The 17923-nt window shown below is 72.7% G+C and carries 1 protein-coding gene (running past both ends of the window); it reads left to right on the top strand.

This entire window lies inside a single protein-coding gene on the top strand: locus ACWCO8_RS01525, encoding a hypothetical protein (protein WP_451030394.1). The 53580-nt coding sequence extends 23613 nt beyond the window's left edge and 12044 nt beyond its right edge, so the window shows coding positions 23614-41536, spanning codon 7872 (complete) through codon 13846 (partial); the first codon wholly inside the window starts at position 1. The start codon and the stop codon both lie outside this window.

Here is a 17923-nt window from a genome sequence, read left to right as displayed (position 1 = left end):
ACCGGGCTCGACACGGCCAAGCTGATGCTCCACGAACGCTCCACGGTGGTCCGGTTCGACACCGAACTGACCCTCACCGACGAGCAGGGCCGCGTCGAGACCGTCCCGCTCACCTCGTACGTACGCATGCTCGCCGCCGAGGTCCCGGACGGCTGGCGTACGGAACCCGCCGAGGAGCCGGAGGCGCACGGTGCGGAGCAGCTCGCCCGCACGGCCCCCGAGCGCCGCCTCGCCGTTCCGGACAGGTTCCGCGACTACCTGCCCGGCGCGGCCTGGATCGGCGACCTCGACCCGGAGGGCCCCCGGCAGATCCTGGAGCGGACCCTGGCGCTGGTCCGGGCCGAGTTCCCCGGCTTCCTGCCGCCCGAGGGCACCCGTGGACCGGGCCCGCGCGCCGACGCGGAGACCCTGCGGCTGCACGGCAACCTCACCAAGCTGACGGCGTTCCTCGGCGGCCAGCAGCTGCGCGGTCGCCTCCCCGCCATGCTGAACGTCGGCGAGTCGATCGTCCTGACCGGGCAGGACGACGAGCACCAGATCCACGTCACCGCGACCGCCACCTACGACCAGGAGCGGGCGTCCAAGGTCCGCACCCTCACCGGCGACATGGAGATCCTGAGCGGGTACGGGCACGACCTGACGACGACCTCCACGCGCGCGGGCGCCCTCACCGGCGCGGCCGACCTGTCCCTGAACGTGGCCGCCGCCCGGATCGGTCCGCTCGACGGGGTGGTGCCCCGGGGCAACGTCTCCCGCGGTATGACCCGCACGCGGATCACGCAGAGCGGTGTCACCGCGCGCGCCGGCACGGGTGTACTCGCCGAGTGGATGACCGAGTTCACGACGGAGTTCACGGTCCAGGTCGGCGTGGAGCAGAAACTGCCGGTGCCCGACCCGGCGCCCGCCCCCACGCCCGCTCCCCCCGCCACCACCACCACCGGGACCATGCCCGGCGCCTACCCGGACGACGCCGACTCCGATGTCGACAACGCCAACGACGTCGGTGCGGAGGACACGGACCCGGGCGACGCCGACGCCGGGCTCCCGCGCCCCGTCACCGCCGGAGCCGGCGCGACGCCCCGCACGCTCAAGACGCAGGCGGTCACGTTCTCCGGGTCCTTCGTCCTGCCCGACGAACTCCTCGACGAGACGCCCACCGACGGCGACGACCCCGTCTCCGTGATGTCCCTGAAGTCCGAGGAAGGACCTGACGGCCGGGCCGTCCGTGTCCCCACAGGACACGCCGACAACGGCCTGGTGGGGACCCCCGACCCCACCGGGAACCTGCCCGTCGACACCCTCACCTACCTGCACACGGGCCCGGCGCTCACCGTGATCGAGGCCGGGCTCGCGAGGCTCGGCGTCAGCGGCGTCCACGCGGTCGACCACGCGGCCCTGCGCTCGATCCTGCACACGCTCGGCCAGCGGCTGCCGGACTTCACCGGAGGACCCCAGACGCTGTTCCAGCGCGAGGTCGGCACCCACTGGTCGGGGGCCAAGGAGATCGCGACCGTCACCCTGCACGCCGAGGTCGTGGGGCTGACGTCCATCGGCCCCACCACCTCCCTGGGCTACTCCCTGTACGGGCACAGCGCGCGCACCGTCGTCACCCAGAACAGGAGCAACGCCCTCAACGGCCTCGGCGGGGGCGTGGAACTGCCCTTCGGACTCCCGGACGACCAGACCCTGCGCGCCCGCGGCGGCTACCAGTACTCCCAGGACGCCCCGGAGACCTCGATCGAGGGCCTGATCGGCCGCACGGATGTCATCGACGCCTCCATCGGCGCCCAGGTGTGGGCCGACGCCCGGGTGCGCCTGCGGCTCGGCTTCTCCACATGGAACGAGAGCGGTCTGCCCGAGGCCGTCGGCGGCGCCCTCGGCCTCGGCCGCTTCAACGAGCGGGCCGGCAACGACGACGTGGTCGTCGACGGCGTGATGATGTTCAACGCCGTGGAGGCCGCGGCCATGGACCTGCTGCCGGAGGGTCACCCCCACGCGGCTCTGCCCGAGGTCCCCGAGGACGCCGCAGGCGTCGACGGCGCCGCCACGGACGGACCCGTCGAGCAACTGGTCGCGCCCGTCCAGGAGGACGGCTCGGTCGGGATCACGCTGGTCCGCGAAGTACCCGACCTGCGGACGTTCCTCGCGGACCAGGTGATGCCGTGGATGCGGGCCAACCTCGGACGCGAGCACGCCGCAGCCGTGGAGCGGGAGTTCGTCAAACTGTCCTCGCGCACCGGCCTCCGCTCGGCACTGGACGCCCTGCTGGACGGGCTCACCCTGCACGTCCCCGATCGTGACCCGGTCAGCACCTCCGTCGCCGAGATCGCGTTCAAGGCGAGCGTCCACCGCGGCGTGCCGCTGGGCACCACGACCGAGATGCGCCTGTGGGACCGGGCCTCCGTCGCCACCCGGCTGCGCCAGACCGCGGCCGACGTCGTCGCCTCCCACGGAGCGCAGGGCAACCTCGCTGTGGCCGGCGCCAACTTCGCGCCCTGGGACATCAACCGGGACGCGACGACCACGCTCCAGGGCACCCTCACCCGGACCGGCGGCTTCCGGCAGTCGGTGTCGACCGAGCACACCGTCCTCGGCGCGCTGCGCGGCATGGACGTGCTCCGACTCAGCGGCCACACGGTCACCATGGCCGTCGACATCCGGGTCCACCGCGCCCTGACGGCGGGTCTCCCGGCCGTGGGTTCGTTGCTGCCCCCGATGGCCGTTCCGGTACTCGCCCCCGCCGTCGGGCGGGTCGTCAGCCACCGCATCGGCCCGGCCGACCTCCCCGGGCAGCTGCGGCTCGCCTTCCCGAAGGAGATCGGCGTACGGTCCGTTCCCGCCGCCCACACAACCCCCACCGCGCCCTTGATCACCCGGGTCGACGCGGCCCCCGACCGTACCGGACTGCCCCTCACCCCGGTGCTCCTCAGGGACACCCTGGTCTCCTCGGTGTCCGGGCTCGGGACCCTGCGGCAGGCGGCCCACGACCTGTTGAGCGGCTTCTCCCCGGCGGCCCACTCGTGGCACGGGATGCCCATCTCCGTCACCGAGGCTCTCGAAACGGTCTTCGGCCCCGCGTCCATGCCGGGTCGCTTCCTGCCGATGACGCAGGCGGGTCTGGACATCGAGCTGACGATCCCGGGCGTGCTCGGCGACACGACCGGAGTGCTCACCGTCTCCGCGGACGTCCAGAGCCTCCGCGCCGTGAAGCCCGGCGCCCTCACCATCTCCGGAGCGACCAGCCGTTACTTCGTCCGGTCGGGCAAGAAGGCGTGGAGCAACCAGTACCACGCGTCCTTGGTCCGGGGAGACCTGTCCCTCCGCCTCAACCAGCGGGTCTCCGGCCCGAGCACGACCCCGCCGACCGGGAACGTGCACGAGGGCGTCACCGGCATCGGCACCCTCGCGACGAACTGGATCGCGGAGACCGGAGGCGACCGCAACACCGCGGACACCGGCGAGAAGCGCAGCCGGCGCACCTACCGGCACCTTCGGACCGGCGACGTGGCGTGGACCCTCACCTGGCGGCCCGAGGGCGGCACACCCGCCACCGCGCGGGTCGTGATCCCCGAGGGTGCGGTGCTCTTCAGCCCCACCGCCGCGGCCAACGCCCTGACCCGGCTCAAGCCGATCGTCCCCGGCCCGCAGCCGTACAACCTGACCCTGACCCCGAACCCGCCGGTCACCACCTCGACCGAAGACCAGCAGGCCCTGGAGACCATCCAGGAGGACCCGGAGAACGAGGAGTCGCGGAACGAGGAGCGGACGGACGAGTCGCAGCCCCAGGAGTCGCAGCCTCAGGAGCCGCAGCCTTGGGAGCGGGAGACCGAGGAGCGCTCCCTCACCGCCGAGCAGCCGCCCGTCCCCGAGCGGATCGCGTTCTCCCAACTTCCGGCGGAGAAGTCCGAGAAGCCCCCGGTCGTGCCGCCGGCCTTCGTCCGGGGCGGTGCCGTCGGCTCGATGACCGTGGAGACCGTCCCCGTCTGGACCGAGCAGCGTGCCCGGCTGTGGGCCGCCGCGAGCGCCCACGGACTGGACGAGTCGATTCGGCCCGAGGTCGAGGACGCCATGGTCCAACTCCTCCTGAACAACACCCCGGAGGCCTGGTCCGCCCTCTTCCGTGACGGTGTCCGGCTGGCCGTCGGGGACAAGCTCGTCTGGCTGCTTCCCACCCCCGCCGCTCTCAAGGTCCCGCTGCCCGGCTCCGGGCCCGCGCCGGGCGCGCTCACCCGCTACCGCATCGCCTTCGGCTCCACCAGCGACAGCGGGGAGCGCTCGACGGAGACCACGACCGGCCTGGAGTCGATGCTCCAGCTCGGTTTCCAGCTCGCCTCCTCCTTCGCCTCGGCCGCCACCGCGGGCGTACCGCACCTCGGCCTGAACTTCGCGCGCGGCCGGGCCCGCAGCTGGGAACAGGAGGTCATCTCCGGCCAGAAGCCGCTCACCAGGGGAACGGCCACGTTCGGAAGCTCCCTGCGGATCCAGGTCTTCGTGGACGGCGTCCAGGAGGCGACCTCCGCCGTCGTGCCGCGAGACATCGGGGTCGAGTTCCCGAAGATCTTCTCAGCGCCGCCCGTGCCTCTGCGGCTCGACTCGCTCAGTTCACCCGCGGACATCCCGGCCGGTCAGGAGAACGACGCCGACCACACCCAGGGCACGCTGCACGCCCTCGACCTCGTTCCCGTCGTCGCCAGGATCCAAGCCGGGCTGCGCGGGGCGGGACTGCGACCCGACGCGGTGGCCACGGTGTCCGGCGAGATCCAGAAGGTCGTCAGCGAGGCGGCCGCGCTGGACCGCAGCCGCTTCTGGTTCACCAGCGGCGACCGTGCCGCGCCGATCCGTCGCCGGCTCACCCGGTTCGGCGAGTTCCGTGGCCACGTCGTGATCCGCGCGGAGGTCGCCGACGCCACCCTGCGCGAGGTGACCGAGGCCCTGCGCACCCGGGCCGACCTCGGCCTCGGTGCCACCCGCGGGCAGTCCCGCACCGGTTCGAGCGGGGCCTCCATCGCCTTCGGCAACTCCGTGCTCGGACTCACTCACCTCCCGGTCGAGGACCGGGCGCGCGGTGTGCTTCCGCTGGCCGCGCTCTCCTTCGGCTCGAGCCGGAGCGACGGTTTCTCGACCTCCGCCAAGACCCTGAGCCACACCGTGCTCAACACCTCCTCCCAGGAGTACGCGCGCTACGACGCGAGCGTCCGGCTCACCGTCACCATCGAGTCCGACACCCACCCGGACATCCAGCCCGTGGTGGAGGAGACGTACGGCGAGATCGGCGTGCCCTGGCGGTACGGGCAGGGCGCGGCCGACTGGGAGACCCGTACCCTGGGCGCCGTCCGCACCCAGGGACTCGACATCCACGCCGGCGTCGAGCCTCGGACGACCGGGATCACGGAATCGACCACGGCCCCGGACCCGGCCCCTGAGGCCGAGTTCAGCCTCTCGCCCGCGGTGCTCGCCCTCATGCGGGAGGCCGGCCTGCCGAGCGGCGGCGGGCCGCGCCGGGAACCCCCGCGACCGCCACACGCCTCCGAGCCGCTGCCCCTCGCGGCGCGCCGCGACCAGGCGCAGGGTCTCGGTTTCAGCACGCTCCTCGCGCTGCCCGGCTCGGAGTCCGTCCTCGACGAGTTCGCCGACACCCTGCGGACCATGGCGGGCGAGGCTCACGTCACGGCCCCCGTCCTGCGCCGGCTCTCGGTCTTCTTCGGCACTCCCGCCCTGGAGGCCTCGCTGTCCGATCTCCTGGTCGGGCGGACGCACGTACTGCGCCTGAACGGCAAGGAGTACCGGCTGGGCCTGAGGGCCACGCTCGGACGACGTCTCGGCGGCGCCGACTACGCGATGTCCGTCAACACACGGGCCACCGCGGCCTGGGGCCTCACCGGCAGCATGTCCACCGGGTGGAGCGTCTCCGGGGGCCTGGGCGCAGCCTTGCGGGTCCCCGTGGGCTCCAAGCTGCGCCTGCAACTGGGCGCGTTGCGCGGCCGCCTGGAGTACGAGAGGGAGCGTGGCGAGGACGTCGTCGGCACGGTGAAGGAGACCAACCGTCACGAGACGGGCGGCCAGGTCCACCAGGGGAACTACGAGCTCCGCTGGGAGCTGGCGGTCCACCGGATGTCCTCGACGGGTTCCGTCCGCAGCAGCAGGGTCTGGGAGATGAACAGGCCGGGAGGGTCCTCGGCGCAGGTTCTGCTGCCGAAGGTGTTCGCCCCCACGACCCCGCTCGCCCCCGCTGTCCTGGCGCCGGTCGGGACGGTCACGCACCACGGGACGGCACCGGACGACGCGCCCGGTGAGGTCCGCGCCGACTTCATCACGACCGGCTCCTCCGGCGTACGCCCGGCGTTCCTCGGGGTGCGGGCCCTCGGACGGCACATCGCGGAGGTCTACCAGGGGCTGAACGCGATGCCGGGCCACTGGCTCGCCGACTCCGCCCTGTGGCCCGAGGAGTTCCTGGAGGCGACGGGGCCGGACACCCTGGCCGCGTACTTCGGGGCGCTGACCTCCGCCGAGGGCATGGAGGTCGGCCTGCCCGACCGCGACGGCTGGAAGCAGCGCCTGACGCTGCGGATGTCCGCGTACAACGCCCGTAACCAGGGCGAGACTTCCGACCCCGTGGAGATCGAGCAGTACAGCCAGCTCACCTCGCGCCGCGCCGTCGAGGACGGCCGCGCCGCCACCGCCTCCCTGGCGTTCCAGTTCGGCCCGCAGGGGAGCTGGGGCGGTCGGGACGAGGGCTCGTCGATGGACGACGACGAGGACGGCGGCACTTCGGAGCAGGGGCAGCAGAGCGGTGCCACGAAGAACCGCGCGGCCGGGGTCCTCCAGGTGTCGGGCAGCGCGGTCAGCGGCGTCTCCCGGAAGACGGCCGAGGGCATGATGAGCATCAGCCGGGCCACGTACGCGGGTACGAAGGACCGGCTCACTGCGGACCCGGTGTTCCACGTGCGGCTCGAACGCCGCAAGGGGAACCGTACGGAGACGGGGGAGCGGTGGCTGCGGGTCCAGGGCGGCCTGGAGATGCTCATGCCCGCGTACCGCGCGGCGGAGATCCTCCGGCCGGCGCTCGTGCTCACGTCGGCACCGACACCGGAATCGGCACCCGCCCCCGCACCGGAGGCTGTCGCGGACCCGGCTCCGAACGCCCCGACGCACACCTACGACGGGCAGCTGCTGCGCGTCGGTGTCGCGCACCCCGAGGTGTTCCGCGCGGACGGCGTGCTGGGCGGGATCCAGCGGATCCTGGACGCCCACGGGGTCACCTCACCGGGCGTTCTCGACGCCGTGCGCTCCGCGTTCTCCCCGCGCGCGCTGGGCGCACAGGTCCCGGCCCTGCTCGGCTCGGGCGTGCTGCGGGTGATCCCGAAGCCGTCGCCGTTCGGTACGACCGAGTACCTGGCCGTCCGCGTGCGCATGGAGTCCGTGGCCGCCGCCCACGAGCAGGCGGACCACGACGACGTGGAGCTGACCGGCCGCGCCCAGGGTTCCACCGAGGAGGCGGAGAACGAGACGACCGGACGCTCCTTCGGCGCCGAGGCCGGGGTCAGGCTGCGGCTCGCCGCCGAGGACTCCGGCACGACCCACGGGCACGGCGGCTTCGAGGCGATCGGCGGCTACTCGCGCAGCCGCGGCGCCGGTACGACGACTTCGGCCACCGAGCTGGACATCCACCGGATGACCGTCGGCGGGGCCACGGCCTTCAGCCACGCCTTCACCCTGCGCGTGAACGTCAGCATGTCGAAGCAGCCCATGGAGCTCGTCTCGGCGCCGATCCGCCTGGTGACCGGCGCGCTCGACGCGGCGCTGAACCTGCCCGTGGTCGCGAGGGGCCTCGGAGTGCCGTTCAACCCGACTCTGGGGACCGGACTCGGCAGGTACGCGGAATGGCACGACTCGGCGACCGTCGACGGCTCGATGCGCCTCCTGGTCCCCACCCGGTTCACCGTTCCGACCGAGAGCGGACCCGCGGCGGAGCGGTCTCCGCTGATCCATCGCCCCCAGGGCGACAACCCGCGCTGGGTCGACCTCGCACCGCGCGGCGACACCGCCGCGACCTCGCCGCGCGAGACCGCCTCGGGCGAGCCGGCCTCGCGCGGACCCGTCGACATGGCCGCGCTCCTCGCGGACCACGTCCTCCCGCTCGACATGCCGGCGGCCCACGCCGTACAGCGGTGGGCGAGGTACGCGCCCGCGCCCGTCGGGCGGCGCCCCGACCTCGAAGCCCTCGCGGCGGAGGAGGACTCGGGGCCGACCCCGTCCGAGCTGACGACGATGGCCGGTCTGCGGTACGCGCACGCCACCAGCCCCGAGGTGATGCGCCCGCGCCTGGAGGACCTGCTGCGCGGCTCGTACGAGGTTCCCGTCGGGAACACCAAGCGGACGGTCCGCTTCGAACTCTCCCGCGTCCGGCGGTTCGGGCCGGCCGAGGGCACGAACCTCACGGCCCGGCGCTATCAGCAGTCGGACAGCTCCGCCGAGGCGTCCACCCACGCCTCCTCCGGAGTGGAGACCACCCTGGGGCCCGACGGCGGCGCCGACACGGACGGCGTACGGCTCTTCGAGCGGCTCGTCGGCTCGTACGGCAGGTCCACCGGAGACGACACCGCGGGCGGGCAGAGCCGTACCGAGGAGGTCAACGCGGTCTCCCAGGGCGTCTACGGCGGCCTTGAGGCGGACCTCACGGTCACCGTCGGCGGAGTACTCCGCTTCGACGTCCCGGCCGGTCTGCACCTGCTGATCCGGCTCGACTCCGAGGGGCGGATGGTCGACGAGACCGTCGACGGGCTGCTGTCGGCCCTGAGCGACGAGGCCGGGGAGGACGGCTCGACTCGGCAGCCTTCCGAGAGGTCCCTCGGCAAACGACGGTCCACGGAGGGTTCCGGCACCGAGTCGTCCGGTACGGACGGGAAGGCCGAAGTCCGCGACGGCAATGAGGAGTTCGAGGGCGCGGACCAGCTGAGCCCGATGGCCGTGGAGGCCCTCGCCCGGCTGCGCCGCGAACTGCCCGACACTTGGCAGGATCAGCTCGGCGACGCGTCGAGCCTCCTCGCCCTGCCGTGGGCGGCGACGCCGGAGGACCAGGCCGCGCAGCGCGAGGCGACGGTGCTGACCGCCGCGGCCCTGCACGAGTCGCTGCACGAGACGATGGCCCTCCTCGGCCACCACGGCTCCCGGCGCCGTGACGAGAACGAGCCGCCCGCCCGTGACACCGCCCTTCTCACCGCCGTGCACGAGGTGCTGAGCGACCTCCCCGTGGGCCAACACCGCAAGAAGGGCGGCTCGTTCTCGGGCGGCGGCGGGCTGGCATACGGTGACATCTTCACCCCGGGCGCCTCGGGCTCCGGCACCCGCCACTCGGAGGAGCGGGATTCCGAGGACGTGGCGCTCCGGCCCAGCGCCTTCATGAGCAGTGAGCCCGAGGCCCTGAGGACCGACCTGGGTCCGGCGGACCAACCGGCGGAGACTCTCGCGGGCGGGGGCCAGGACCCGGATCCCGGGGACGGGGACCCGGCTCCCGAGCCGCTCGCCGTGGCGGCTCCCTGGAAGCTCCCCGATCGGACCCCCACGCAGTGGGTGCAGGACCAGGACGCCCTGGACCGGGACCTCCTCTTCGCCCCGCCCGAGGCCCTCACCGCCGTGAACCTCAGGCAGTCCGCCGGGGCCGGCACCTTCGACCTGCCGAGCCCGGCCCTCCACACGGCGATCAGCGACGCGATCGTGGCAGCGACGCCCGAGGCCAGGCGCGACAGCGTGCGGCGGGCGCTCGAACAGCGCTTCTCGGTGGAGAACTTCATCAGCGAGCTGCCGCAGGCGATCGGCGACCGCCTCGTCCTCGGCCTGCACGTGGACGGCAGGCACTACGAGGTCGCCGTGCGCGTCCGGGTCGGCGACTGGCTGCAGGTCACCGACCCGCACGGCCGCCCCCTCTCAGGACCCGACGGGATCCTCCTGCCCACGGTGTCCGAGAAGCGGGAGCCACGCACCCGCCAGCTCTTCGAGTCGGGCGAGGCGGTGGCCAGCAGCCGGACCCTGGCGCACGGCGTCGCGCTGCCCGCCGGCATGCTGCTCAACCAGACGCTCGAATCGATCCCGCACCTCGGCTCGGTCGCGGCCGTCTTCAACTCGGTCCTCGCCGGGTACAACGCGTCCTCGACGAGCACGGTCTCCTCCGGAGCCACCACCGCCCGCTACACCAAGGGCACGTACCGCGCCGTCGACTTCCTCTACGACGTGCTGTACGACGTCACCGTCCAGAGCGCCGACGGATCCACGGCACCGAGCCAGCGCCAGGCCGTCCTGGAACGGGCGCTGGTGGGCCGGCACGACCGCCGGCTGCTGCGGAGCCGCCCCCGACCCTCGGCGGAGGTCACCCACGCGACCTCCAGGTGGTGGAACGACCCGGACCCGGAGTCGGAGCCGGAGCACCTGGACACCGGCACCGGTCTGCTCAAGACGGCCCTGCCGACCCTGGGGCTGCACCGGGAGAACGCCGGACCGAACACCGTGGCCTACCAGGAGTGGTGGCCGTTCGGCAGGCCGAACGAAGAAGCGGAAGGTACGGACCCGGCTCCCACGAACCCGGCCCCCGCCGACGCCCCCGCCGACGCCCCCACCACGGACCAGGCCGTCACGCCTCCGACCCCGACCCCGTCGGTCGTCCCCGTGCACGTCCCCCGTACCTCGGTCGTCGAGTCCTTCGACCACACCGAAGAGCTGCGCCGCGCCGTGTTCTCCGTACTGCCCGACTCGATGTCGCGGATCGGGACACCGGAGAAGGCCGCGATCGACACCTTCACCGGCGTCCACTCGATCGCCGGCGCCCTCCACCGGGCCATGGCGGGCGGCTACTACTCCGTCCCCTTCAACACCAACGGTGGAGCGACCGAGTTCGTCGAACTGACCACCGTCTTCCACGAGGCGGACCTGGTCACCGGGGAGGACGGCAAGCCCCAGGTCGACTGGATGATCCACATCGACACCGAGGACGTGAACGTCGACAACGTCGCCCACCGCCACAGCGGCAGCGACGCCCTGTCCGCCTCCACGGCGGCGCTGTTCGGAGCGGTCTCCGGTCAGTTCGGGTCCACCATCTCCGTCCCCACGCTCGCCGGCAGCCGCTCGGTGGGGATGTCGGACCCCGGACAGCAGGCGGGCTCCGTGACCCTGCACAAGGTCAAGCTGGAAGAGCCCACCGTCGTCCTGGCCGGACGCACCAGCACCACGGTCAGGGGCCGCGGCGGCCGGACGGCGACCGTGGAAGGCACCGCGCGGGTGCGCATCCTCCTGCGGGACGCCGAGCGGATGCGGCTGATGACCGGGTACGTTCCCCGCGCCACCGTCGACGGACCGCACGCCGGCAACGTCGAGCTCCACGCCCGCAGCGCCCCCGGCCGGCAGCTGCGCTTCTCCTCGACCCTGGGCACCTGGCTGCCCCAGCTCAGCCGGGTCGACTGGGTCAGCCACGACGACGCCGGGAGGCTGTACGACCGGGTGATGCGCGCGGTACGCGCGGCGGCCCCGGACATGCTGCCGCCCGAGGAGAACAACAGGGGGAACCTGCTGGTCACGCTGGCAAGAGAGGTGCGTGGGGTGAAGGCCCACGAGTACACCAACCTCATGACCATCGCCAACCTCGTGCGTCCCGAACCGCTCGCGGCGCGGCTGCACGACATCCTCAACGGCGGGATCTCCGTCATCCTGAGCAGGATGGGGCCCGGTGGCCCGCAGGAAGTGGTCCTGAACCTCTCCGGCACCCTCGACCCGGCCTCCCTCACCCACCGCAAGGGGATGATGTGGGACGGCAACAGCGAGACGTACTACGGCGGCTTCTACGAGCTCCAGGGAGACCGGTCCACGGCCTACTCCGTGGAGGGCGGCTTCGACGTACCGCTGAACTACAGCACGAACCCGGACGAGTTCAGACTCCGCGGCGTGGGCGGCCGCATCGGGCCCCGGATCGGCACCAGTTGGGTGAGGAGCACCGGCGGCGGGTTCTCCGTGGGCGGTGCCTCGGGCGGCGGATCGCGGTTCATGGCAGGCTTCGAGGGCACCGTCGGCATCACCGTCAAGGTGACCCCGTCCCCGCGGCCCGCGCCGGCGCCGGCCGCCCCCGCACAACAGCCCGCCCAGGTCACGGACGGCGGCAACACCGTGGAGCTGACGACCTTCGCGCCCACGAACGTCCCGCCCACGACCGGCACGGTGGCGACGCAGGAGACGCCGGAGACGACGCCGGCCGCCGCGGAGGAGGGCCGGGCCGAGGACATCACCGCGCCCGTCCCGCTCGCCATGCGCTTGATGGTCGCCGACGACCTGCTGGAGGAGCGGGGGTCGGACGGGGCGTGGCGCGACTCGGTCGCCCTGCGCTCGGAGCTCCACCCCGAGACGGGGGCGCCCCGCCGGGCCGTCGGCCCGGTCTCGAAGGAGCCGCTCCACTACGTACCCGACGAGAACGAACGCCCGCCGCTGCACACCCTGTTCATGTCGGACACCAGCCAGATGCACCCCGCGGTGGACGAACTGCTCACCGAACTGGGCGTGACCCTGGAGCCCGCCGAACAGGTCGGCCTGCACACGGCGCTCAACGCCATGGGCTCACGCGTCGAGGACTTCATCGGCGGCAGCCGCCCCTTCTGGACCCGCACCATCGGCCGGGACGGCTTCGGCATGCGGCGCCGCCTCGAACTGAAACTCCGGGCCGTCGTTCGGGGGATGCGGACCAGGGGCGTCAGCCAGACCTCGTACCAGTACGACCACACCCTGACGACGGCTTCGATGAGCGACAGCGCCACCCGGGACCTGCTCCAACTGAGCGGATCCATCGGCGTGAACGCCTCCTTCACCTCCGACCCCACCCCCCAGGACTACGGCGGCACCGCGGACGAACGGAACGCGGCGACGGACCACTCCCACACTCCGACGGCCGGTTACCGCTACGGAGTGGGCGCCCCGCGCACCCTGACGGTCGGCGCCGAGGGGCAGAGCGACCGGGTCGACATCGTCACCGGCCCCCAGGAGCACATCCGTGCCCGGATGGAGTACCAGCTCGTCGCCGAGTTGTCCTCCCGAAGCCCCGTACGCCTGGGGCTCGATCCGGCCGCCACGCGCTCGTACGGTCTGCGCACCGCCGAGCGTACGATCCGCGACGCCCACGCCCTGCTCGTGATTCCGGAGGGGCGCGCGAAGCGGATGCGTGAGCACGGCCGCCCACGCGTGGCCGATACGGGCGTGCCCGGGCCCTCGCGACTGGCCCCGGTCGCGGAGGTCCCGGAGGTCGAGGAGGTTGCGGGCACCACGGAGGTTACGGAGGTCCCGGAGGTCCCGGAGGTCCCGACCACCGTCTCCGCCGGCCTGCTTCCCAGCACCCACCCCTCCGACGGCCTGGGCCACGCGGTGCTGTACGACATCCCCGACCTCATGCCGGTGGTCGAGCAGGCCCGGGGCACGCTCTTCCGTGCGCTGGACGCCGATCACGCCGAGCTCGTGATGACCCGGCTGCGCGCCGGCCTGGCCACCCGACAGGGCACCAAGGCCGCCATCGAGCCCATGGCCTCCGGTGTCTTCCGGATCGTCGTGCCGTACCGAGGTGACGCCTCCACGGCGCTCGCCGTGGTTACGGCCAGGGTCGACCTCACGAACGCGCGCCACACGGGCGACGCGGACACCCTCCACGTCCTCGAGGGCAAGAACGTCCGCAAGGACGACGTCTCCTTCTCGACCTCGCACTCCTGGTCCCACGGCTTCAACGCCGGCTGGAACTACGGGTTCAACCCGCACGACGCGAACCCGCCCATCGTCGTGGACGGCGGTGGTGGCGTCGGCTTCTCCGCCACCTACGGGCAGGGGCGCTCCCTCAGCTCGTCCCTCGGCCAGACGCGCAGCTCCGGCATGCTGCACGTGGACAAGAACCCCGCCCTTGTGGCGTACGACGTCCGGGTCACCATCTCCCTCGACGCCTACTGGGGCGCCACCGCCTCGACCGCCTTGGTCGGACCGATGCTCTCCCTCGTCGGCGATCACACGCAGCACACACTCGTCGAGACGGACCTGCCCGGAGCGCTGACCCTCGCATATCCGCAGCAGCTGATGCAGCCTCAAACCCCCACGTCGAGCGCCGGCCGGCCGGCGCCGCGGACGACCGCCGCCCCCGAGGTCCGGGACCGCACCGGCCTGCGACCCGAACCGGCGCACCTGACCGAGTCGTTCATCGGCACCATCGGCGGACTGCGCGAACTCCTGGCCCAGGCCGAGAACCTGCTGAACGACAACGTGTCCTCGGCGCTCGGCAGCAACAGCTGGCACGGCGCCCGCGCCCACGTCGCGAGCCGCCTCGCCGTCGTGTTCAGCATGGCCTGGCTGCACCAGCGCGCCGTGCACCTGGTGAGCGGCGGCACGATCCGTGTCGCCCTCACCGACCCCGGCATGTTCGTCAACGAACAACTCACCCTCGTCCTCTCCCTCGACCACGACAACCTGGGCCGCACCTCGACCCACGGCTCGGGCGAGGGGACGATCACCGGCACCATCGTCAAGGACTTCCGGCGCTCGCACCGCTCGGTCGGCGGCGCCGTCGACGCCGCCCTCGGCCTGCGGGGATCGGCGGCGCTGCGCTCCGGCTTCGCCACGGAGGGCCCGGACGTCCTGCGGCCCGGCGTCACCGCGGACGCCGGACAGACCCGGGGGACCGGGCAGCGTGGCGGTGGCCTCTCCAGCATGCTGGAGAGCGGGGACAAGTCGGCGGGCACCTGGGGCGCGGAACTGGCCGACGCGGACCAGCGGAAGTACGCCCACCTCTCCGTGGGCCGTGCGCACTGGAACATCGCCCTGGAGCGGGAGAACGGAACCGCGGTCGGCATCCGGACCACGGTGGAGCAGGACGCCCTCACCTTCTTCGCGCCCGAGGAACGGGCGGCCCAGCTCCTCGCGCTCGAACCGACGCCCCTCACCGAGGCCCTCGTGGGCTCGCAACCGCCGAAGAGCGGCCTCCGGCGCCTGATACCGGGCGGCTGGCCGTCGGACCCGGACCCGGACAGTGACAGCGACACCGACAGCGACACCGAGCCGGCAACGGAGCAGGAGCCGAGGACGGAGAGGTCACTCGGCAAGCGCAGGGACACGGGGGGCGCCGGTCCCGAAGAGGCCGGCGCTGCCGTGGACCGGGAAGCGGCGGACGAGGAGGCGGAGCCCGAGGACGCGGAGCTGAGCCCGCTGGCCGCGGGGGCCATGGCCCGGTTGCGCCGCGAGCTCCCCGATTCCTGGCAGAGGCAGATGGGCAAGGCTTCCAACCGCCTCGCGCTGCCGTGGGCCGAGACGTCGGAGGAGCAGATCGCGCACCGCGAGGCGACGGTGCTGACCGCCGCGGCCCTGTACGACACTCCGGGTGAGACGGTGGCCCTCCTCGAGCACCACGGTTCCCAGAACCCCGACAAGGGCGAGCCGCCCGCCCGGGGTACCGTCCTGCTCACCGCCCTGCACGAGGTGCTCAGCGATCTGCCCGTCGGCGATGCCCCCAAGAAGGGCGGCGCGCAGCCGGCCGACGACCCGGCGGACTACGACCTCGCCACGCCGGGCGCCTCGGGCTCCGGCTCCGACCCGCTTGCCGTTGCCGACCCGGTGCGGGTCGCCGACCGGTCCCCGCAGGACTGGATACGCGACCGGGACACCCGGGACGAGGAGCTCCTTTTCGCCCCGCCCGCGACCGTCACCTCCGCGAGCCTGAGGCAGTACGCCGGGGCGGGTACGTTCGACCTGCCCGACGGGCGTCTGCACGGGGCGATCCGCGACGCGATCGTGCGGGCGGCCCCCGAGGGCGTGCGTGAGGAGGTGCGGCGGGCACTGGACGTCCAGTTCTCGGTGGAGAGCTTCATCAGCGAGCTGCCGCAGGCGATCGGTGACCGTCTCGTTCTGGGGCTGCATGTGGACGGCAGGCACATCGAAGCCGCTGTCCGCGTGCGGGTGGGTGACTGGCGTCAGATCACCGATCCGCACGGCCGCCGCCTGTCCGGAACCGAGGACTATCTGCCGCTGACGGTGTCCGCGAAGCGGGAGCCGCGTACCCGCCAGCTCCTGGAGTCGGGCGAGTCGGTCAGCAGCAGCCGGACCACGGCCCACGGCGTCGCCCTGCCCGCCGCGATGGTGCTCAACTACACGCTCGACGCGATTCCGCACCTCACTTCGGCGGCGGCGTTGTTCAGTTCGGTGCTCGCCGGGTACAGCGCGGCTTCGACGAGCACGGTCTCCTCGGGAGCGACCACCGCCCGCTACACCAAGGGCACGTACCGGGCCGTCGATTTCCTCTACGACGTGCTGTACGACGTGACCGTGCAGGGCGCCGGCAGCTCCATGGCACCGGGGCAGCGCCAGGCCGTTCTGGAACGGGCGCTGGTGGGCCGGCACGACCGGCGGTTGGTGCAGAGCCGGCCCAGGCCTCCGCAAGGGGTCACCCACGCGACCTCCGAGTGGTGGGACGCCCCGGCTCAGGACGGCCGGGACGCCGGCACCGGCCTGCTCCGGAGCGCCCTGGAAACCCTGGGGCAGCACCGGGGACGCACCGACCGGGACGCCCTCGCCCATCAGGAGTGGTGGCCGTTCGGCCGACCGGAGGAGGAAGCGGGCGGTACGGACCCGGCCGTCACGCAGGTGGTTCCGGATCAGTTGCGTCGCCCGTTGCGTGTGCCGCGTACGTCGGTCGTCGAATCCTTCGACCACACCGAGGAGTTGCGCCGGGCGGTGTTCTCCGTGCTGCCCGCGTCGATGTCGCGGGTCGGTACGCCGGAGAAGAGCGCGGTCGACGCGTTCACGGCTGTCCATTCGATCGCCGGCGCCCTGCACCGGGCCATGGCGGGCGGCTATCTGTCCGTTCCCTTCAACACCCGTGGCGGGGTGATCGAGTCCGTCGAGCTGAGCACCGTCTTCCACGACGTGGAGCTGGTGACCGAGGACGGCACTCCTCAGGTCGACTGGATGATCCACATCGACACCGAGGACGTGAACGTCGACAACGTCGCTCACCGTCACAGCGGCAGTGATGGCCTGTCGCTCTCCGCGGCGGGGCTGTGGGGCACGGGCACCGGGCAGTTCGGGTCCACGTTGTCCGTTCCCGCGCTCGGGGGCAGCCGCTCGGTGGGGGTGTCGGACCCCGGACAGCAGGCGGGTTCGGTGACCTTGCACAAGGTCAAACTGGAAGAGCCCAGCGTGGTGCTCTCCGGGCACACCCTGACCACGGTCCAGGGCCGCGGCGGTGCGAAGACCGTGGAGGGCACGGCCCGACTGCGCATCCTCCTGCAGGACGCCGTCCGGCTCGGGCTGATGGACGGATTCCCCGTTCCCCGGGCCACCGTGGACGGGCCGCACGCCGGCAATGTCGAACTGCACGCCCGTACGTCTCCCGACCGGCGGCTGCGTCTCGCCTCGACGCTGGGCAGTTGGCTGCCTCAGCTCAGCCGGGTCGACTCCGTGGATCACGACGATGCCCGACGCCTGATGGAGCGGGTGGTGCGCGCGGTGCGCGCGGCGGCCCCGGACATGCTGCCGCCGGGCGACCAGGTGCAGGGGGCGAAGGCCCACGAGCACACCAACTTCATGACCCTCACCAACCTGGTGCGCCCGGAACCGCTCGCCGCGCGGCTGCACGACATCCTCAACGGCGGGATCTCCGTCGTACTGAGCAGGCCCGGACCGACCGGCCCGCAGGAGGTCGTCCTGACTCTCTCGGGCACGCTCGACCCGGACGGCCTGACCCACCGGGGAATGTGGGACGGCAACAGCGAGACGTACTACGGCGGTTTCTACGAGCTCCAGGGTGCCCGGTCCACCGCGTCCTCCCTGGAGGGCGGCTTCGACGTGCCGCTGAACTACAGCACGACGCCCGACCAGTTCACCTTCCGCGGTGCGGGCGGCCGTATCGCGCCCCGGGTGGGAACCGGTT

This window comes from Streptomyces sp. NPDC001927 (assembly GCF_053594455.1).
This window is presented reverse-complemented; position numbering and strand designations above follow the sequence as displayed.